This window comes from uncultured Tenacibaculum sp. (assembly GCF_947499065.1).
Lineage (GTDB): Bacteria > Bacteroidota > Bacteroidia > Flavobacteriales > Flavobacteriaceae > Polaribacter.
Window position 1 is genome coordinate 38,304 of sequence record NZ_CANMMT010000001.1, and the last position, 21,553, is coordinate 59,856.

At 28.9% G+C, this 21,553-nt stretch carries 20 protein-coding genes and 2 tRNA genes; 4 read left to right on the forward strand and 18 right to left on the reverse strand.

Annotated features, from left to right (window positions below; translation table 11 throughout):
* Positions 1-33 precede the first annotated feature (33 nt).
* The 8 genes from Q0958_RS00165 to Q0958_RS00200 all read right to left on the reverse strand — a co-directional run bounded on the left by Q0958_RS00165 (position 34) and on the right by Q0958_RS00200 (position 11,776).
* Positions 34-1,095 carry a hypothetical protein gene (locus tag Q0958_RS00165; RefSeq protein ID WP_299118270.1) on the reverse strand — a complete coding sequence of 354 codons (1,062 nt, stop codon included), beginning with the start codon at positions 1,093-1,095 and terminating at the stop codon, positions 34-36.
* Between the two features lie 5 nt (positions 1,096-1,100).
* The gene (locus Q0958_RS00170; RefSeq protein ID WP_299118271.1) at positions 1,101-1,772 is read right to left on the reverse strand and encodes a DNA-binding response regulator; all 672 of its coding nucleotides are present in this window, start codon (positions 1,770-1,772) and stop codon (positions 1,101-1,103) included.
* Positions 1,769-2,839, reverse strand: coding sequence for a sensor histidine kinase (locus Q0958_RS00175; protein ID WP_299118272.1), 1,071 nt, complete (start codon positions 2,837-2,839; stop codon positions 1,769-1,771). The genes Q0958_RS00170 and Q0958_RS00175 overlap by 4 nt, the downstream gene beginning before the upstream one ends.
* A 31-nt stretch (positions 2,840-2,870) precedes the next feature.
* Complete coding sequence (locus Q0958_RS00180; protein ID WP_299118273.1) at positions 2,871-4,532, reverse strand: serine hydrolase domain-containing protein; 1,662 nt, start codon at positions 4,530-4,532, stop codon at positions 2,871-2,873.
* Between the two features lie 138 nt (positions 4,533-4,670).
* On the reverse strand, positions 4,671-5,453 hold the full coding sequence (locus tag Q0958_RS00185) for a hypothetical protein (protein ID WP_299118274.1): 783 nt from the start codon (positions 5,451-5,453) through the stop codon (positions 4,671-4,673).
* Positions 5,454-5,479: 26 nt separating this feature from the next.
* Entirely contained in the window at positions 5,480-6,688 is a 1,209-nt protein-coding gene (locus Q0958_RS00190; protein ID WP_299118275.1) for an OmpA family protein, read from the reverse strand.
* A 622-nt stretch (positions 6,689-7,310) separates the two neighbouring features.
* Positions 7,311-10,886 carry a M1 family aminopeptidase gene (locus tag Q0958_RS00195; RefSeq protein WP_299118276.1) on the reverse strand — a complete coding sequence of 1,192 codons (3,576 nt, stop codon included), beginning with the start codon at positions 10,884-10,886 and terminating at the stop codon, positions 7,311-7,313.
* An 11-nt stretch (positions 10,887-10,897) separates the two neighbouring features.
* Positions 10,898-11,776, reverse strand: coding sequence for an ABC transporter ATP-binding protein (locus tag Q0958_RS00200; RefSeq protein WP_299118277.1), 879 nt, complete (start codon positions 11,774-11,776; stop codon positions 10,898-10,900).
* Between the two features lie 208 nt (positions 11,777-11,984).
* Between Q0958_RS00200 and Q0958_RS00205 the strand changes: the two genes are divergently transcribed.
* A complete protein-coding gene (locus Q0958_RS00205; protein ID WP_299118278.1) occupies positions 11,985-13,088 on the forward strand; it encodes a histidine kinase in 1,104 nt (367 codons plus the stop codon).
* Complete coding sequence (locus tag Q0958_RS00210) at positions 13,088-13,786, forward strand: LytTR family DNA-binding domain-containing protein (RefSeq protein ID WP_299118279.1); 699 nt, start codon at positions 13,088-13,090, stop codon at positions 13,784-13,786. The genes Q0958_RS00205 and Q0958_RS00210 overlap by 1 nt, the downstream gene beginning before the upstream one ends.
* 28 nt (positions 13,787-13,814) lie before the next feature.
* Here Q0958_RS00210 and Q0958_RS00215 read toward each other — a convergent pair whose 3' ends face one another.
* The 9 genes from Q0958_RS00215 to Q0958_RS00250 all read right to left on the reverse strand — a co-directional run bounded on the left by Q0958_RS00215 (position 13,815) and on the right by Q0958_RS00250 (position 18,552).
* Complete coding sequence (locus Q0958_RS00215) at positions 13,815-14,987, reverse strand: metallophosphoesterase (RefSeq protein WP_299118280.1); 1,173 nt, start codon at positions 14,985-14,987, stop codon at positions 13,815-13,817.
* Complete coding sequence (locus Q0958_RS00220) at positions 14,984-15,664, reverse strand: CPBP family intramembrane glutamic endopeptidase (protein WP_299118281.1); 681 nt, start codon at positions 15,662-15,664, stop codon at positions 14,984-14,986. The genes Q0958_RS00215 and Q0958_RS00220 overlap by 4 nt, the downstream gene beginning before the upstream one ends.
* A complete protein-coding gene (locus Q0958_RS00225; protein ID WP_299118282.1) occupies positions 15,657-15,989 on the reverse strand; it encodes a YbjQ family protein in 333 nt (110 codons plus the stop codon). The genes Q0958_RS00220 and Q0958_RS00225 overlap by 8 nt, the downstream gene beginning before the upstream one ends.
* Before the next feature lie 6 nt (positions 15,990-15,995).
* Complete coding sequence (locus Q0958_RS00230) at positions 15,996-16,943, reverse strand: S41 family peptidase (RefSeq protein ID WP_299118283.1); 948 nt, start codon at positions 16,941-16,943, stop codon at positions 15,996-15,998.
* A gap of 100 nt (positions 16,944-17,043) precedes the next feature.
* On the reverse strand, positions 17,044-17,301 hold the full coding sequence (locus Q0958_RS00235; RefSeq protein WP_299118284.1) for a hypothetical protein: 258 nt from the start codon (positions 17,299-17,301) through the stop codon (positions 17,044-17,046).
* A 76-nt stretch (positions 17,302-17,377) separates the two neighbouring features.
* Positions 17,378-17,776 (reverse strand): LytTR family DNA-binding domain-containing protein, encoded by a 399-nt coding sequence (locus Q0958_RS18925; RefSeq protein WP_366140134.1) that lies wholly within the window; start codon positions 17,774-17,776, stop codon positions 17,378-17,380.
* A complete protein-coding gene (locus Q0958_RS00240) occupies positions 17,773-18,078 on the reverse strand; it encodes a response regulator (RefSeq protein WP_299118285.1) in 306 nt (101 codons plus the stop codon). The genes Q0958_RS18925 and Q0958_RS00240 overlap by 4 nt, the downstream gene beginning before the upstream one ends.
* Before the next feature lie 256 nt (positions 18,079-18,334).
* Positions 18,335-18,403: transfer RNA gene (locus Q0958_RS00245), tRNA-OTHER, on the reverse strand.
* Positions 18,404-18,479: 76 nt separating this feature from the next.
* Positions 18,480-18,552 (reverse strand) — tRNA-Met (locus Q0958_RS00250).
* 142 nt (positions 18,553-18,694) lie between these two features.
* On the opposite strand from Q0958_RS00250, the gene era reads away from it, so the two are divergent.
* Complete coding sequence (gene era / locus Q0958_RS00255; RefSeq protein ID WP_299118286.1) at positions 18,695-19,576, forward strand: GTPase Era; 882 nt, start codon at positions 18,695-18,697, stop codon at positions 19,574-19,576.
* On the opposite strand, the gene Q0958_RS00260 is transcribed toward era, so the two are convergent.
* Positions 19,573-20,022 (reverse strand): GTP-binding protein, encoded by a 450-nt coding sequence (locus Q0958_RS00260; RefSeq protein WP_299118287.1) that lies wholly within the window; start codon positions 20,020-20,022, stop codon positions 19,573-19,575. The genes era and Q0958_RS00260 overlap by 4 nt on opposite strands.
* 163 nt (positions 20,023-20,185) lie before the next feature.
* On the opposite strand from Q0958_RS00260, the gene der reads away from it, so the two are divergent.
* Entirely contained in the window at positions 20,186-21,490 is a 1,305-nt protein-coding gene (gene der, locus Q0958_RS00265; RefSeq protein ID WP_299118288.1) for a ribosome biogenesis GTPase Der, read from the forward strand.
* The last annotated feature ends 63 nt before the right edge of the window (positions 21,491-21,553 follow it).

Consider the following 21,553-nt stretch of genomic DNA (forward strand, 5'->3'; position numbering starts at 1 on the left):
CTATTTCTTAGTTAATACAGCTAGCATTAGAATTTATTTAAAAGTTTGAATTTCACCCTTCCTTGACAGGTCTTTAGTATCATAAATAATTTGAACTTTTGAATTACCTCTATACTTTACAGGTTTATTATACATATCAAAATGAGCAATTTCTACCATATTCCCAAAGACGTCAAACTTATAAATATCATATGCTTTTCCTCTTGAGAGCATTCTCTTTCCATCCAAATTAATAGTTGTATATTTTATACAATTTCCGTTACTATCATACTCTATTTTGCCTCCTGCACTTTTTAAAAACGAACCTACTGTAAGTTCATTTTTAGCATTATAAAACTTAAATTCTATTAAGTTCCATTCTTTATCATAAGTAGGTTTGTCTATAGCAATTCCATATTTATCAATACGATCGTTAATTAAAGATTTATCTTTATTTATATGACTCATAGAAATTAACAAACCTTCCTTTGAATAACTATACAAAGTAGTATAAAAATGATAGTAAGGTCGCATAGTAACATATTCATCATTTTTATTTTTACGTTTCTCAATTACATTATTTTCTCCAACATGCTCCCAAACATATTCAGCAATATTCCAAGTATTATTAGTTAGTTGATTACTTTCATTGTAAAATTTCACGCCAACTTTTTTTCCGTATTTATTATACTCATAAACCTCTTTAAATACATTCATTCCATTACTACACCTTCTTCCATTAGAACTAAAAAAAGTCCTTATCTCTAGATTTTCTTGATATTGAATAACGGTTTTTGAATATATATTTCTAAAACCATCCATTATTCCTGCTCTTTTTCTACTAATTTGTTTATCACCATACAAATATTCTATAAGAATCAATTTATTTTCTTCATTAAAAGTGAGTTTATAATGATTTTCATTTTTTGACCGTTCTTTTGATATTTCCATTCTCCCTTTTACGGGTGCATATGGTGTTTCTCTAAAAACTAAATGTTTGTAATACTTACAATGCTCATTATTTTTAATTGAATTAAAAGAACTACACACATAAAATATGATAAAATAAATACTGTAGACTGTAACATTTTTTAAAACAGTAATTTCTTTTTTCATTGTAATTATTTTAACTGATTTAATACTTCTTTCTTAAAATACTCTCCAATAGGAATCTCAATGTTATTTATTTCAACATCCTTTTTTGTAAATGCAGTTATTTTATCTGTGTTAACTATATACGATCTATGCACTCTTAAAAAACGAATATCAAGTTTGGTAAAAAAAGTACTTAAACTATGTTTAAACATTAGTTTATCGTTTTCTAAATGAATTCTGATATAGTCTTTTATACTTTCTATATATAAAATATCTTTAAATAATACTTTGACATTTTTTTTATTTGCTTGTACATATAAATAAGAGTCTTCTCTTATACGTTTATCATTTTCAACAAATCGTTCTATAGCTTTAAAAAAACGTGAAAATGTTATCGGTTTTAGTAGATAATCCGTTGCGTTTAGTTCAAACCCTTCAACGGCATACTCTCGATAAGCGGTTGTAAATATTACTTTAGGCTTTTGAGTAAGGTTTTTAAAAAACTCAGTTCCTTTTAAAACAGGCATTTTAATATCTAAGAAAATCAAATCAATGCTGTTTTCTTGTATTATTGTATGCGCTTTTAATGCAGAACTACAAGATGCAATTAATTCAAATTCATTAAGTTTAGATAAATGATCTTCAATTAATTCTCTTGCTAGTTCTTCGTCATCAATTATTACACATTTATATTTCATTTTGATTTTAGTTTTAATATTACTCTAAACTCTTTATCTTTTTTATTAAAAAGTAATATATATTCACTTGGCAAGTATAAAAGATTTAATTGCATTTCGATATTCTTTAACCCAATGGCTTCTCGCTCTTTCTCTAAACTATCATTAGAAATATTTAATGGAATCGTATTTTCAATGTTAAAATAAATTTCTTCTTCCGTAGCTGTAAGCTTCATTTTTATACTAGCAATGTTAATCTCTTCTTCAACACCATGTTTAAAAGCATTTTCGGTTAAAGTAAGTAACAATAGCGGGGCAATCTTCACATCTTTATCAACAGTATAGTTAAACATTATATCTAATCTTTTTCCATACCTAAGTTTTTCCAATGAAATATAATTCTCTAATAAATCAATTTCTCCTTTTATACTTACAAATTTGTCTTTACACTTATAAAGAATATAATCTAAAATATCTGACAACCTTTCTATTACTTCTGGAGATTTGTCTGACTTCTTTATAGATAAAGCATACAAATTATTTAATGTGTTAAATAAAAAATGTGGATTTAGTTGATTCTTTAATGCAGTTAATTCAGATGATTTCTTTTGCTCTTTTAAACTGATTACTTCTTTCTGCTGACGGTAATAATTGATTACAATTACAATGATAGTTGGAAAAACTAGCGATGGAATATTATTTAAAAAAGCAAATCCATTAGTAATTCTTTCTTGAAAAAGGAGCGGTGGTCTATAACTAAAAACTTCCGGATATTTTGGCACTAAATAGTAACATCTAATAGCTGTATATACTACATATACAGCATAAATTAAAGCTGTAAATAATACTATAAATTGTATTTTTCTTTTTTTTGATAGTAAATTTTGAACCAAAAAAGTAACTACTGCATAAGTCAGTAAAATTTGAACTAGAATTAATGAGAACATTTTTTCAAATAAAAAAACTTTATCTTTTTCAAACGGCCATTTTGAGCTTATATAATACAATAAAATAACCACCCAAAAAACAATTTGAAAGATTGCTTTTTTAGTAAAAAAAGATTGCTTTATTTCTTTTAAGTCTGACATTTAATCTAGATACATAACTAATGAATTTAAACTAATCCATTTTTTTGAATAATATCTTTTTAACCCTTGGAGTAGATACAGTAAAACTCTTAATTTGACCATCAACTTCATTAAATTTAAAAAGCGCCATTGGGCTGTTAAACACATTCCTCATTATAGGAAATAAAGGTACTGTTCTTCTTCCATTAATAAATAACTGTAATCCTTTTTTATTTTGCTTTAATTCGTATTCTGTATCAATCTCCTCGCTATAATATTTTCCTGTAAATTTTTCTAACTGAATGTTAGTATAGTTTGCGGGTTTATACTTTTTAAAGCTAGCAACTTCTACGTTATTCTCTATAAATGTCATTATGTTATTATCTGCAAAACTTACAAGTACATTTAATTCTGGTGGAGTATGTATCATTTTAAACGTATTCTTACTAATCGCAACTAATGGATTGCTATTTCTAGGTGAACGTGTATAAAATAACGTGTCATTTTTTAACTTTATTTCTCTAGAATAAGAATCGTTAGCGTTCCAATAAGCACCTATATGTTTATTTAGTTCTTTTACTTTTAGTGTTATAGTTTTGTGTACTTTTTCTTTAGATTTTTTTGAACTTTTAAATTTATCTTTTAGAAAAATATTAGCTATTTGATATCCTAACTGAGTAGCATTGGTGTTTGTTGCATTTGTTAATACAATAACTGTAAAATTTTCTTTTGGAAAATTTATAATATCCGATAAATAACCTGGTGCTCTTCCTCCATGCTCTATCGTTTCTAACCCTTTATAATTTTTAATTTCAAGCGCACAAGCATATTCTATTTCCCTTCCGTTGTTTAACGTTCCTTTAGCAGTCATTAATTTCCAAAAATCAGCGTTTAAAATAGTTTTATTATAAAAAGCGTCTGTCCATTTTCTTAAGTCATTTACAGTAGTATACACTCCTCCATTTCCAGTGTGTTCCAATGTTGAAACAATAGCTCTAAAACCACTTCTTCTACGAGAATAATAATAGCCTGATGCTCTATTTTTAATAATAATTGAATTGTTATTTATAAAGCTTGTATCATCCATTTTTAATGGACTAAAAATTTCTTTCTTAGCGAATTCAGCCAAACTTATGCCAGATATTTTTTCAACTATTTGCCCTAACAACCAATAATTAGAATTACTGTATAAAAACTTTTCTCCTGGAATAAAGTTTAATGCTTTCTGATTCTTTATCCATTTAAAAATATCTTCATCATTATAATAATCATAAGGTCGTAATCCACTCAAATAAGTAATTTGCGAAAAATCTCTCAAACCACTTGTATGATGCAATAAATTTATAATGGTAATTTGTTCAAAATAGTTTGGAAGCTCTGGGAAAAAATCTTTAATAGATTGATTTAACGCTAACTTCCCTTCAATACTTAAAAGTATAATTGCTGCTGCTGTAAATTGTTTTCCATTAGACGCTATATTAAAAGCTGTTTTGGGTGAATTTGAAATATTGTGCTCTAAATTTGCTAAACCATAGCCTTTTGAATAAATCATCTTTCCGTTAGAAACTACACCAATTGCCATTCCTGGAGAATTGGGTTTGTTCCATTTAGAAAACAATTTATCTACTTGTTTTTTTTGTCCTTTTGTTATTCTGTTATTCTGTGCGCATGTAATTATGTGGACACTTAGAAAAATTAAAAGTAAAGTTCTCATTAAATTAATATTATTGATTCATAAGCGAAACTAACATTAAAAGGCTCTCATTTTTAAAAAAGTAGACAGAATGGGTTTTATAGCAAGTAAAAGTAGAGTATATGTTAATAATATTAATTTGAGCACACCTTTTAAATTTTACCATTCAAGTTCTAGTTCTATTTCTAAATCAATATCATCTCTTTTTAATATAATCTTTTTCGGTTTGTCTTTGATATACTCTTTTAAACTAAATTCTATACAATCTGGAAAACATTTATAAAGAATTATAATACTTCCATCTTCATCTACATCTCCAAATCTAAACTTAGTTTTTAAATTTGGATCTATGTTTATATTTTTATTTGATAATTCCCATGTTAAATTACCTTGATTAAACAATATATCAGACACATGCCATTTTTTTAATCCAAACAAAATTTCTTTATTAAAAGATGTTGCTATATGATTTTTTTTTAATCTAAATTGTAAATCTGCTAATCTATTAATATCAGTATTTGAATATTCAGCATCCCAAACCTCATTCATTTTTGGAAAAGATACCATTCTTAAACTTTTTATTTTAACAGAATTTCCTTTTTTCACATCTAGATCAATACTCTTTTTAAGTACTTCTTTCTGTTTACTTTCAATAAATATTTCAATTGTATTTCTCCCAATTTTATCAAGGCTAAATGTTATATCAACGCTCTTACCGTAGTTTTCTAAACTTAAGTAGTAAAAACCCTCATGGTCCTTAGATATACCAAATCTAAATATATCTTGATTTGATTTTATATTTAAAGTAATTGCTTGATCCACTTCAAATTTTTGAGTTAAAAACTCAACTTCCATAGATAATTCTTCTTCAATTTGTTCTTCCTTAGAGCAAGAAAGGAATAACATCAATAAAAACAAACTACATAATTTTACCTTTTTCATAATTTCAATTTTTTAGTGTATTTAGATTATTTTTTAAGCTTAAAGACAACACGTCTATTGTTAGCTCTTTCTTCTGTTGTACTATTAGTGTTAAGTGGCTCACTTTCTCCTCTTCCTAATGTAGTTAAACGCGAAGCTTGTATCCCTAATTTTATAAGTACTTTTTGTACTGATTTAGCTCGATTCTGAGATAATATAAGATTATCTTTTTTTTCTCCAACATTATCTGTATGACCAACAATTTCGAACTTCCAACCTGGGTTATCAAGAAGTAAATTAGCAATGCTTTTTAACACACCACTTGATTCTGGTTTTAACTTTGATTTTCCTGTATTGAATAAAATTCCGTTTGTTGAAAAATTTCCGTTTGTTATAATCTGTTTATATAATGAATTTCCTCCTTGAGCAATTTTAATGGCTTTTATTGCCATTGAATTATTCTTTTGGTTTCCGAATTCATCCACTTGTATAGTCACTCCTGTAGGGAAAGTTCCTAATTTAGGGAGGTTTAATATTTTTAATTCATCAAAATACAACTGAAACAAGTCTTTCCCATTACTAACAATTACTAAGTGATGCCATCCAATTTTATTTTTAACATCTTTAAGCGCAATTCCTCTTCCAAAATCTCCCATACTAACTTTTAAAACATCTCCATTTTTCCTTATTTCAATTTCTCTAAGCTTTGACGCTTTAAAGGACTTCTTGTAAGTATCATATTTATCGGCTTTATCCCAAAGTTTAATACTATATTTATTAGAAATACCTCTTTTCCAAAATTTCTCTCCACAATAAATATCTAATTCTATCGAAGTTCTCTTAGTAAAGTCAAAATTTGTAAGTAAAGGATATACACTTGAATTTCCATTAAGTAAAAATACTTTCTCTCCATTTACGCGTGCTATTTCTGCACTTCCTAAATTAATATCCCATCGTTTTGGAAAAGCACCATATTCATCATCTTTAAATGTATCGTAAAAAAGGACATTTTCTCCTGGAACAAAATCGTAATTCGTCCATAAATCAAGGGTTTCATTTTTAATGATTACTGCCTTAGTTCTTTTTTCTTTTTTATCTTCAGAATCCTTTTTACCTTCTACTTTTGGAAATAAAATTTTGTCTACTTTTTCACTAGCTTTCTTCTCTATCTTATTTTTAATTTTTTTCCAAAATTGCGCTTCTACACTTTGTGAGAATGTTAATAGTAGAAGAGCCATTAAAGTTTTCTTTATCATATTTCTGATTTTTAAATATAAATTGTTTTAGAAAGTTTTTGAGTTGAAAAATAGAAACATATTAGCTATAAAATTGATAAAGTATACAAACTGCTAAAAAAAGATATACTAATAAGAGAATTTTATCTATAAACAGTCTATTTCGGCCATGTACTAACTACATTTCCTTTTTCATCATAGGCCTCTAACCTTACATTGTTGTTATTATCTATGTGAAAATTAACTCTACGCCTACCCTCTTTGTCAAATAAAAACAAGCCGTTATTTTTACTTCCAGTTTGCCCCAAATAAATCCTTGGAGCTCCACCTAAAAGACCTTTGTCTAGATATTCTTGATGATTCTTTCTCCTTAATACCTTATCCTTAACAGCTTCTAATTCTTTATAAATTTTACTTAAACCTAGTTGAGTTTCTTTATCTGGTCGGTCACTAAATATTAATCCTCCTGTTTTATACCTTTTCCCTTTTCTTTTTTTATCAGTTATTAATTATTGTAATACTACTTGATTTTTATTGTATTAATCAAAAGTTAGAGACATCCCTACTCTATGACATCTTTAGTTTTACAGAATCACTATATATAGTAAGTTCTACAAATTTGATTTTGATTGGAAGTATATATTTATAGTTTAACAATATTATCGGCTAAATTTTGATCTGAGCGTGTTCCAAAAGGATCTATAGCTATAAATTTAGGAAGCTCCTTTATTAATATTTTAAATTCCATCCTCTCTTTATTTATTTGATGTGGTTTTAGATATAGAATAGATTTAGAAGATATCAATTCACTTGGATGTTCTCTAAAAATTCCAATATTTATGTGTTCATTAATAGCTGTAGAAATTTCTTCTCCTGTTGATTGCATTTTAAATCGCTTTGCTTGTACTTTTAAAGTGACTTCATACATTCCATTAGAAAGTTTGCTATGTGATGTTTCTTTGACAGATAAGTCATAACGTATTATTCGTTTTAACCAATCGTTAATTAGTACATGATATTCTTCTGGAGTAACTTTATACAATGCATTTAAAAAGTCTAATGAGGTAATCTCAAATTCTGTACTATTACGATATTTATTGAGTAACTCTTTTAGCACTTTATTTAGTAATTGTTCACCGAGTATATCTCTTAATGCTAACATTACCGTGTAATTTTTACCATAAGTAAGATAACTTTGTTCGTTATTTAAATACAACGGAAGTTCTTGATTTGAGGCATAAGATCTTCCTCTAAAATATCTAGAATTAGCTGATTGACTTAATTGATATATAGCACTTTTTCCATACATTTTTTCCATGATTACTGCTTCTGTATATTTTGCTAATCCTTCTGTAAATAGCGAGGCTCCTTCAACAAATTTAGGAGATAAAATATGTCCCCACCATTGATGTGCAACTTCATGAATAGTACGTTTAGTAACCAAATTAAAACCTTTTGTATTGCTGATATCACTTAAGTACAGTTTATTTTCAACCATGCTAATTACTCCAGGATGTGCAAATCCTCCAAATGTCCAATGACTTGGAATTTCTACAATACGCAAATGATTGAATGGATACTGCCCAAAATTTTCAGTACAATAAGCTAATGTCTCCTTCATACTTTTTTGAATGGTATCTATATTAAATTGGTGTTCTTCATTGTAATATTGTTCTACCTGTATTCCTTTATAATTTTCAGTTTTTATTGTATAATTTGAAGAGAAATAAGCGATACTTGGTATTATTTTTTCTTTGGCTTTAAAATGAAAGTAGTTTCTATCATTCTGAGTCCATTTTCTTAATAAATCTCCAGAAGTAATTGCTGTTTCATTACTTTGTGTAGAAACAATACTTTCATAGACAACTTTACCGTAACTTATCTGATGGTTCTTTAAATGCTCATCTGTTATTTCTTCTACCTCAATTTCTGGCAAGTTTCTTTTTACTCTTTCAACATTATCAGAAAGCTCTCTACCAGACATATACCCCAGAACAGGGTCAAAGTCTTGATGTGTCAAGTAACTTCCGTTAGGTAAAACAACCTTGTTATTTTCGTACCCTTTATATTTTTTTTCTATTGAAAACTTAAAAATTACTTCTTGTTCTGGCAGCACTTTTTCTTTAAAATGAAAAACATACGTTCCTAATACACTGTCCTTTTCTATCAATTCTGCATTTTCTAAATAAATTGATTTTAAAGGTGTTCTTTGTGTTATAAATACTTTACTTACTGCATTATTCCCCTTGTTTTTCAGTACATAATCTGCTGTTATCTTATAACTTCTTTCTTGTGGATATAAATCAACTTTGGTATTAATAGTAGTGGGATACAATCTGTCTAAAGTCTCATATTGTTTATACTTACGTTCATAATCTACTCGCTGACTTAAAGATTCTTCAATGGTTTTATAGTTATTTATAATATTTGTATTGTAAAAAATTTGAGTCCCAAATCCGATAAACAATAAAACTAGCACCACCAAACTTAAACGCTGCCATGGTTTCCAATTCATAAATAATTGCTTAATTTTAAAGGAAAATTGATATACAGTTCCTCTTTGCCATATCTTAAATGATAATAATGCCAATAGCAAACCAAAGAAAGACCAATACAATGCAAAATGATGAAATGCCTTTATAGAGCTACTATATCCTGTCATATTTGTATAATGAACATTAGGTAATGCTCCTATTTTAAACAAAGGATGTTCGAGTCCAAATTGAGTGATTAACGGCGTTCCAAATACCACAATTATTAAGGTTGTAATAAACATTCCTACATATTTATTGGTACAAACACTTTGAACAAACAAGGCTAATAATGTGTAAAAAAACAGTGGTATTGCCTGAAAATAAAACATTTTAAAATATTGAGTTATCTCAAAATTGTAATATCCTTTACTAACTTGTAACATCATGGCAACAAGAATACTTACAACAATTAATACAATGGGTACTAAAAAAATAGCAATTCCTTTTGCTAAAAAAAAGACACTATTTGTTGTTGGTGTTCCTCCTATTATACTGTTAAATTTTAGACTGTGCTCTCTCCAAATTAATTCGCCACTATACAAAATAATTAGTACTAAACTTAAAAATGGTAATGGATATTTTAGCATCCCAATTAGATAAATCATCAAATCAGTTGTAGGATAAAAGCTATCATTATACACACCTCCTTCATCGATCCAAGAATAAATTTGAATAACCAAAAGCGCCACCCATATCAATAGAATAGCCATAAATGATAAGCTTTTAAAAACATTGATGAGTTCTATTTTCAATACTGATGTAAAACTTAAAAATTGTCCTTTAAGCTTGTGATTTAGATGATATATTGGTTGATAACGTCCAGTGTAACTTTCTGGTATAGTTGCGAATTCTTTTACCTTCTTTTTTGTATGCTCTTTTCTAAATGAAAATAGGTTATAACTCCATAGCAACAATCCTATTGACAAAACACACCAGACAATTCGATTCCACAGAAAGTTACCCGATAAAGAAATGGATTGATTGTTTTTTTGAAAAGGCGTCCAGTATTGTGTTTGCTCAAAAAAAGCGTAAATACCAAAAGGGTCTACCAAAGCTCCAACAGCCATAGTCTCAGGAGAAACAGGAGAAGATTGCACCAGCATTGGTGAATTAAAATAAATAGAACACGCCCAATACAATAGATATATAATTATTGCACTTGTATAGGTAGCAAAGGTATTTTTTGTTACTAATGCAATTGAAAATAGTATGGAAGAAAAAATGAATACATTTGGTACTATAAATAGCATCCAAACCCAAAGATAATTTCCTAAATTAAATTCTGCTACATACTTTGGGGCTACATTTGTAAATCCAATCCCTAAAGCAAAACCAATCAAACTCATTGTAAGTGTTACTAAACTAAAAACATAAACACCCAAAAATCTACTAATAAAAAAGGAGCTTTTTTTTATGGCTGTACTGTATACAATAGGTTCTATTTGGTATTGCTTGTCTCTAAGTACTCCGCTTATCACAAAAAACATAATAACTAGTGTACAAAACATGATGCTTGAAATAGTATTATAATTAATTTGATAAGCAGCATTGATGCTTACATTAGAAGATATATGATTAGCATTACCTTTCATAAAACCTAAGGCTAAAAAGAGAATACTTAACCATAAAAATGCTTTTTGCTTACTATGATAGTTGATTTCAAAACCGAATAAAAGTTTAAACATATTGTTGTTTTTTAGATTGATGATTTAGATAATTCTGAAAAATAAACACTTTCTAAATCGGGTTGCATCAAGGTAAATCCTGAATTTGGGTTTGACTCTGAATAAATTTTAATTTGAGTTTTTCCAGAAATCGATCGTGTAGAAAGCACTTTAAATTCTTCTTGATAGAATTTTAATGATTCATTTTCAATTGCTTTACCCCAAACATGTCCTTCTAAAGTTGAAGTCAATTCAATTGGGTTGCCTTGTTTGATAATTTCCCCTTTATTAAGAATGGCCATATTAGAGCAAAGATCTTTAACGTCTTCAACGATATGCGTAGACAGAATTACTATGACATTATTCCCTATTTCACTTAATAAATTTAAAAATCGATTGCGTTCTTCTGGGTCTAATCCAGCAGTGGGTTCATCAACAATTATTAACTGTGGGTTTCCTAATAAGGCTTGTGCAATTCCAAACCGTTGTCGCATTCCACCAGAAAATGTGTGAACAGATTTTTTACGATGCTGATATAAATTAGTTTGTTCTAATAAGGAATCTACCTGATTTTTACGCTCGGTTTTATCAACCATACCTTTTAACACAGCGATATGATTTAATAATTTTTGAGCACTTATTTTTGGATATACTCCAAATTCTTGCGGTAAATAACCAAGTTGATTTCTAATCTCTTGCGGATTAGAGACTATATCTTTATCATTAAACATGATAGATCCTGAAGAAGGTTCTTGCAACGAAGCAATAGTTTTCATTAGTGATGATTTACCTGCTCCATTGGGGCCTAATAATCCAAACATTCCGTTAGTAATGGTAAGAGAAACATTATTTAATGCTTTTACGCCATTAGGATAGGTTTTTGATAGGTTTTGAATATGTAATGAGTTCATTTTTTAGGTTTACAAATTTTATATAGCAAACATAAAATCAAAACAAATCAGGAACTAAAAATAATGATGAAGTGTAAGAAAAAAACAATATAAAACAGTAGTAAACACCTCAATGCCTTTTGACTAAAAATTGATGTCGTTTAGTAATAATACCATACAGTTTGTCATAATTATTAGTATATTGATTTAACATTTGTACTTTTGATGTATGAATGATTTCTTGAATAAAAACAAAGCACTACTTATCAGTTTTTTCATTGCTTTAATTAGTGTTTATTTTTTGTTTTATGATGCTAAAGAATTTACAAATAACCCTAATAGTATAATATTTACTTTTATTATTGTTTGGGGAGTTTTATGGTTTTTAACCCATCGTTTTTTTGATGTAAAAAGAAAAGAACAACTTCTTATTAAAGTAGCAGTATTAATTGCAATGCAAATCATTACCATAAGTATAGATAGCTATTTTAATATTGCCAACAACCCCTTAACATTCTCGCTAGAAATTATAATTTGGGTACTCAGCATTTATATTTTTGTGCCAATTTTCTTTTTTAAATACAAAGTTTCCTTACTCCTTTTCTATGGAAGCATATTAGTGTCTTTTGTTTATATCAGATTGTTTACAACACTCTCCAAAGAATACTTTGGCGTTGTTATCAATCTATTTATTTTTTCAGTTATCGTTGCAATTCTAGTATGGGTTTTTGAATACTGGAAACGAATACAAACATTAAAACAGGGGAAAGTAAAAGCGGAATTAACTTTATTAAAATCGCAAATTAACCCACACTTTTTATTCAATACTTTGAATAATTTATATGGCCTCACTGTAGAAAAATCTGATGCTGCTCCCGAAGTAGTTTTAAAACTTTCAGATTTACTGCGCTATACTATTTACCAAGGAGACAAAAATCTAGTTCCTTTAAAACAAGAAATAGAATATTTAAAAAATTATATTGAATTGCATAAAATTAGATATCATAAAAATGTAGCTATCACCTTTGATTATGAATTAAACAGTCTTAAAGTTGCTCCGTTATTATTTATTATTCTTTTAGAAAATGCTTTTAAACACGGTGTTGAGTTGTTAACTGAAAATGCCTATGTGCATATATGTTTAAAAACATTAAAAAATAAAATTATATTTGAAATTGAAAATAATTTCAAACCGAATATATCTAAAACAAATGAAGGTTTAGGTCTTGAAAACCTTAAACAGAGATTAACACTCATTTATCCAGAAAAGCATAAATTAACCATAAAAAAAACTGATACAGTTTATAATGTTAAATTAGAAATAGAAACCTAATGACTACATTTTTAATTATAGATGATGAACCCATTGCACACCGCATTATAGAAAACTATTGCGCTAAATTACCGCACTTAAAAAAAACAGGGAATTGCTATAATGCTTTTGATGCTATAAAATTATTAAATGAACAAACGATCGATTTAATATTTCTAGATATTAATATGCCCGAATTAACAGGTTTTGAAATGCTTAAAACATTAAATAAACCTCCAAAAGTTATTGTTACCACTGCATATGAAGAATTCGCACTAGAAGGATATGAATTAAATATTTCAGATTATCTACTAAAACCTTTTAGCTTTAGTAGATTTATGAAAGCAGTAAACAAAACATTAGCTATAAAAACTTTTAGCCAAGAAATTAAAAATAGTTCTACACACGATATTTCTGAAAATTTTTTTTTTGTTAAGGGTGATAAAAAGCACCATCAAATAAATGCTAATGATATTCTGTACATAGAAGCCTATGGCAATTACACAAAATTATTTTTAACTAGTGGAATGATTATTACTCACGAGAAAATTTCCCATTACGAAAGCATATTGTCTTCTAGTAACTTTTTACGGGTTCATAAATCGTTTATCATTGCCAAAAATAAAATAGAATCAATTGAAGGTAATCAAATTTGTATTCAATCATTTAAAATTCCTATTGGCAGAGTTTATAAGAGTGAAGTAACTAAATTGTTGTGATTTTTAAACCAAACACAAAATAATTGTCTTATAACTCTTCCTTTTTTCCATTATCAAATAGTCTAAAAAATAAATCCCCATCAATTAATAACCCTTCCGACTTTGGAGTAGGCCAATTTTTATGATAATCTTTAGGATGCTTAACATCAATTGCGATTACTTTTTTATTGAAAAGTGTAGTTACTTTAGATTGTAATGTATGTCCCACCACAATGGCTTTTGCATTAAACTTATCAAGTCCAACCTCAACATCTATTTGAGATAAATCATCCTTAAAATAACCGCGATACCAACAAATACCTTCTTTTGAAGAAATTAAAAAATCATTTATTGTTTTATTGGCTTTTGGATAATTCGCTCGATAATAATGCGCTCTTATAAATTGATTAATTTCTAGTAAACTCATATTGGTATTAGCAATTTTAGGGTGCAATCCTCCATGAGTAAACAAAATACCGTTTATCAATTCGATTGTATTTTTACTTGCCAGCCATTTACCTAAAACTGAGTTTTTACTATATAAATCAAATTGATTTTTCCCAAGTATAGATGATATAAACTTATATTTTGGAGAACTGGATGCATAATCACCATGCAAATTTTTTAATTCATGATTACCAATGATAAAATGTACTGTTCCTCCTTTTGATTTAGCTTCTTGCTCTAACTTATAAATAAACCATAATACTTGTGTAGTAGAAAAACCTCTATCTACAAAATCCCCAACTAAAACCAGATGACCTTGCTTAAAAATCCAGTTTAAATTTTGATCTATAACTTTATAAGCAATTAAAAAATCTCTAAAAGCTTTATAACTACTTTCAATATCTGAAATAGCAATTATTTTATTATCATCATTATAAACCACTTTTGGAGTCTCAATCTTTGGATAGATGGTAAAATCAAAAGAAGTAGAGTCTAAATTAAAATAGCTTTTTGCTGGTATTATACTGTTAGTAGAGTATTTCTTTTTTTCTGCATAAAACCCTTTGTTATTATTCCCTTCTATATAATTTACTACTACCGTACTATCATTTTCATAAAACAAATACGGTCCATCATTATGCCAATTCATTCTTTGAGAATCTTCTGCATAACTCAAACTTGCTCCTATATTCAGTCCGAAAATTACTGCTGCGATAATTAAAAAAAAGACAGTAACACTAATATGTTTTAAATATCTTATAATCCTGTTTCTCATATCATCGACATCGTATTCATTGCACAATGCGCTATAATAACTGGCCATAAATTTCGGTCTAGTTTTACATAAGCGATTCCCATGATAATTCCGATAAGGAAAACTGAAATAGAACGTTCTGAGATATCATATGAATGACGAAACCCCCAAATGCAGGCTTGTACTATGATGGCGATGGCAGTTCTAAATTTTACATTCGAAAATAATCCTTCTACCCAAGTGATAAGAAAACCACGTTCTAATAACTCTTCGAGTGCCGATTGCAACCATACAAAAAGAATAACTGAAAAAAAATAACCATAATCTCCATTACGAAGTGAATATCCAGTATTAGTACCTTTTACAGCTTCACTACTTTCTTTTGCGACAGCAAACGAATCTTGTATGAGATTAAAAATAAGCAAAGTGGCAATAATTGTAATAAAAATAACTACTGAACTTATAAGCGTTTCTTTGATGCTTTTTGGCCTTACTAAGCCTAATGTTTTCCAAGTAATCCCGCGACGTTTCATCATCCAAGTAACTACCAATAAAGTAGTACCTGAATATAAAAAACCAGTTACTAAATAATGCGAATTAGGAATGGATGTTTCTCTAATTAAAAACATAATGGCTATGTAAATAATTAGGTCAACTGTATACCCTTTCCAATTTGATGTTTGTACAGTATTAGTCATTGTTATTAATACTTTTAAGTTTTACTGCTGTACCATAAACTAAAATTTCTGAAGCTGCTTGTACTACCACAGCTGTAGAAAATCGAATATTAATTACAGCATCGGCATTAAGATTTTTAGCTTCTTCAATTAACCGTTCCATGGCTTGCTCTCTAGATTGGTACAATAACTTAGTATATTCATCCAACTCTCCTCCTACTACATTTTTAAGTAAGGCCACAGCGTCTCTTCCTAAATTTCGAGCGCGAACCGAATTTCCTTTTACTATGCCTAAAATGTCTTGAATGTCCTGATTAGGAATTTGATCTGTTGTTGTAATTATCATAATAAATTATTTCTTTTCTTTTTTATAAACATCTGATCTACCATATACATTCTTAGTTGTTAATTCTATTTCGTTATTTTTAATAGAAAATATCATTCTAACATCTGTAAGTTCTCCATATTGAAAAGCAAATTGATTTATCGGAGTCAGTTTTAATTTTTCATCATTTCCACTTTGGTAATACAGTGTGTCATTTTCTAAAAAAATATTGATTCTACCATAAGACCCTTCGTACTGTTTTAGAGTTTTAAAAGGAACTTTCACAGGCGATTTAACCGCATTTAATGTTTCTATATGCCATTTATAATATCCTTTTCTAAAAGGATCTCTGTTAAGCGTATTTAAAGAATCTAAGGCCTTTAATTGTGCTGCTATTAAGGCATTTTTTTCAGTAGTTTTTATATGAGGAATAACGCCCACCCCTTCCCAATTTGCTTTTGTAATTGGATTAATCGCTCTACCTGTTGGCGTCCAAACTTTAAACGCATTATTAATTTGAAACGACTCTCCCGGATGCGCGCCTCCGCCAGTAGTTTCACCAACCAATATGGCACGTTTTAAATGTTTTAAATCATAAGAAAACTCTTCAGCAGCAGAAAACGTACTGCTACTTGTTAATATATATAATTGTACATTTGGTAGTCTTTTTCCTGGCACATACGGCAAGGTCCAATACTGATTATACGTATCCTCTACTCTATTATAAAAAGTATTTAAATGTACTGGTTTATCCGTAACAAAATAGCTAGCAATTAACTGCACCATCTGTGGATATCCACCCCCGTTATTTCTTAAATCAAGAATAATAGCATCCGTATTCTGTAAAAAACCTAATGCTGAAATCACTGTTTTACTTGCGTGTTTCGGGTCACGGAACCCTCTAAAATCGATGTAACCAATGTTACCATCTAAAATTTTAACTTCTTTAAACAAAAAGTTATCCCTTTGCTCCATGGCAATCATCTTTTGTTCAAACTTTTTTTGTGCTTCAGTACTTATTTCTTTTGAGCTTCTTTGGTTATTTGGGCTGTAGAATACCCTCAAATGCTTATCATTAGTGATAGATTGTAAATCTTTGGTAAGTTTTTCGGCTAATTTTTTCTGAGTTATAAACCCCTTTTTTTAAATTATTGTTTAAAAGTGTACTTATTTGAGCAACTTTATCTGGAAAAACATAGTTCTCTTCTAATACATTAGTTATCCCGTTTATAGTTGCTTTGAGCTCATTCTTAGTTAGTTTTTTTGAATTGTTTTGTGAATAAGTCGCTAATACAGAAAGACAGATAACAATAAAAATAAATGTTCTAATCATTGATGTTTAGTATTTAAATGAATACATCAAAATTGTAGAAGTATAGCCTTAAAATGAAATAGACTTCTAAAGTAAACTAATAGACGTTTTTGATTATTTTATCTATTATTGAATAACCTTTTTTAATAAACTTAAAAAAACACCACTTTATATTTTCTAAAACTGGAATATATGTATTACCAAAAACAATACAGTTTCGCTCTATTGTAGCGACCTTTTTTAAATTCACAATAAACGAACAATGCAGGCAAATAAACTGGTTTTTGGGTAATTCTTCTTCTAAAGATTTCATACTTTTTAAAGTAAGAATTGGTTTTTCTGAGTTAACGATATAAAACTTTAAATAATCTTTAGCTCCTTCAGCATAAATCAAATCTTTAAACTCAATTTTTATGAGTTTATATTCTGATTTTACAAAAATATAATCATCAATAATAACCTGTTTAATATCTTGAAGTATTTGCTGTTTGGTTATATTGTCGTTACTAAAAACTCTAGATAACTAATTGATCTTACTAAATAGTAAATTGCGTTTAATTCATAACTTACTAAAGCAAATTCTTCAAAGGCAGTGGTGAAAATAATTCTGATTTTTTTATTTAAAATTAATTTAGAAAATTCCATTCCAGACAAATTAAGCATTTGAATATCCGTAAAAATTAAGTCTACGGGTTGCTTTTCTAGAAGTTCAATGGCAACAATCTCGCTGCTGCATTTTGCAATCAATTTTGAAAAAGGTGTCACTTCTATATAACCCTCTAATAAATTAAGTGTCAAAATCAATATGTAAAAAAACTAAGAAGCTACTTTTTTTTATTCCATATAAAAGTGAGATTACTAAACAAACACTAGAAACATACAGCGATTAGATTTTCTTACATCTATATACTCCATTACTTCGACTATTTCATATGTCAAACTCATAGAAATATTTTGGATTTAATTCTATTTTTTTACTAAACCACAATCTAAAAAAACGGGCAATTTTTAAACAACAAAGGCTTCCAGTTTCCTGAAAACCTTTGTTTTCCTGTGGTCGCGACAGGATTCGAACCTGTGACCGTCTTGCTTTGAAGGCAGATTTATTGTCTTCACACAACACTTAAAAAATAATTATTTTGTTGCACCTGTAAAATCAAAAAAGGCTTTCAATTTCTTGAAAGCCTTGTCAAATCTAGTAGCGGGAACAGGACTCGAACCTGTGACCTTCGGGTTATGAGCCCGACGAGCTACCTACTGCTCTATCCCGCGATTTGCGGTTGCAAATATACAACTTTTTATTCCTTACTACCAAACAAAAAACCGTTTTTAAACCAATAAAACTGTTAACTACAACAAGAACAAGCATATAAAAAACAAACATTTCTAACTTAAAACAGCTTATCTTTGCAACATGACACATAAAGCAGGATTTGTAAATATTATCGGGAACCCAAACGTTGGAAAATCAACTTTAATGAACGCATTAGTTGGTGAAAAACTATCAATTATTACTTCTAAGGCACAAACAACCCGACATAGAATTTTAGGAATTGTAAATAATGAAGACTATCAAGTTGTTTTCTCAGATACTCCTGGAATTATTAAACCTGCCTATGAGTTACAAGCTTCTATGATGGATTTTGTAAAATCTGCTTTTGAAGATGCTGATGTTTTAATTTACATGGTAGAAGTTGGAGAAAAAGAATTAAAAAACGAAGCATTCTTCAATAAAATCATTAATAGTAAAATTCCAGTTATATTATTATTAAATAAAATTGACAAGTCTTCACAAGAAGAAGTTGAAGAAAAAATAGCTTACTGGAGAAACAAAGTACCCAACTCATTTGTTTATGTAATTTCAGCGTTAGAGAAATTTAATGTTGAAACTGTTTTTTATAAAATTATAGAGTTACTTCCTGAAGCTCCACCTTTTTATCCAAAAGATCAATTAACAGATAAGCCTGAACGTTTTTTTGTAAATGAAAAAATTCGTGAAAAAATTCTTCAACACTACAAAAAAGAAATTCCGTATTCGGTTGAAGTAGAAACAGAAGAATTTGTAGAAGAAGAAAAAATCATAAAAATTCGTGCAGTAATTATGGTTGAACGCGAAACCCAAAAAGGTATTATTATAGGTCATAAAGGATCAGCCATTAAACGTGTAGGTACTGAAGCTAGAAAAGATCTACAACAGTTTTTTGATAAAAAAGTATTTTTAGACTTGTATGTTAAAGTAAATAAAAACTGGCGTTCAAATGAAAGACAATTAAAACGATTTGGTTATAAAGATTAACCTTTTACTTCTTTTAATAGTTTCTTTGTAAAGTCTTTCAATTCGTCCATTTGCTTTTTACCTGTAGCTTTACCTATGGTTCCTACAAAATACAACAGTACCCAAACTATAGGTAAAACAACCAACATTACTATAGGCAATATTGACGATTTATTTAACGACCAATTACTGTAAGCAATAATTCCGAAAATTAGAAAAGCAGTAGCCACAAAAAAATGAAGAAACATAAAGAGTGTCCATACTTGAGGCTTCGGGCCAAACAATCCTTTTACTTTAGAAGTTAAATCAGTTACATCTTCAATTTCAATATGCAATTGTGGTGACCAAAAATGATTTTCTTTATCGGGAACATCAATTACTAAATGATTGTCCACGAGTTTGGTTCTGTACTTTGATACTTCAGATAAATTCTTTTTAATCTCACCCAATAAAACTTCTGAATTCATCTCAAATTCAATTTGGAATCTCGGTTTTAGAAAAACCTGATTATATAATTTATCATCCATATCTAATATATTATTTGCCTACAATTTAGTAAAAACATTATACTATATGAAATTCTTATAAAGTTCATACTGTAAATTGTATCTTTGCACAAATTTTTGCAAAATGAGTAGTATTGTTGCCATAGTTGGTAGACCCAATGTAGGAAAATCCACTTTATTTAATAGGTTAGTACAACGCCGTGAGGCTATTGTAGATTCTGTTAGTGGTGTTACAAGAGATCGTCATTACGGTAAATCTGAGTGGAACGGAAAGGAATTTTCTGTAATCGATACTGGAGGATATGTAGTAGGATCAGATGATATATTTGAAGGAGAAATACGTAAGCAAGTTCAATTAGCTATTGATGAAGCTGATATTATTGTTTTTGTAGTTGATGTGGAACAAGGAATTACTCCTATGGATGAAGCTGTTGCAAAAATATTACGCCAAGTAAAAAAGCCTCTTTTTATGGCTGTAAATAAGGTTGATAATGCGATGCGTGATGCAGATGCTGTTGAATTTTACAATCTTGGTTTAGGAGATTACCATACAATTTCTTCAATAAACGGAAGCGGTACAGGAGATTTATTAGATGCTGTAGCTGAAGCTCTTCCTGAAGAAGAAGAAACTTCTGAAGATGAATTGCCACGTTTTGCAGTAGTTGGAAGACCTAATGCAGGAAAATCTTCTTTTATCAATGCTTTAATCGGTGAAGACAGAAACATTGTTACAAACATAGCTGGAACTACACGTGATTCTATTGACACAAAATACAACCGTTATGGTTTTGAATTCAATTTAGTAGATACTGCAGGTATTAGAAAAAAATCGAAAGTAAAAGAAGACTTAGAGTTTTATTCTGTAATGCGTGCTGTACGTGCCATTGAACATTGTGATGTTGCCATTTTGGTTGTTGATGCTACTCGTGATTTTGAAGGTCAAGTTGAAAAAATATTTTGGTTGGCTGAAAAAAACAGAAAAGGTATTGTTATACTAGTTAACAAATGGGACTTAATCGAAAAGGAAACGAATACTATGCGTGATTTTGAAGCGCATATTAGAAAGAAAATTGCTCCTTTTACAGATGTTCCAATCGTATTTATATCTGTATTAAACAAACAACGTATCTTTAAAGCTATCGAAAGTGCTGTTGAAGTTTATGAAAATAGAAAACGTCGAATCAAAACAAGTAAATTAAACGAAACCATGCTGGAAATTATGGAGCACAACCCTCCACCAGCAACGAAAGGAAAGTTTATAAAAATTAAATATTGTATGCAGCTACCTACGCATACGCCACAGTTTGCATTTTTTGCCAATTTACCTCAATATATTAGAGATCCTTATAAACGTTATTTAGAAAATCAATTACGAGAACACTATAACTTTAATGGTGTGCCTATTAGTATCTATTTTAGACAAAAATAGGTTTAACATAAATTAACTTTTTTAAAAGTAGTTTTTTCATTCCTTTGTACATAGCTCATAACT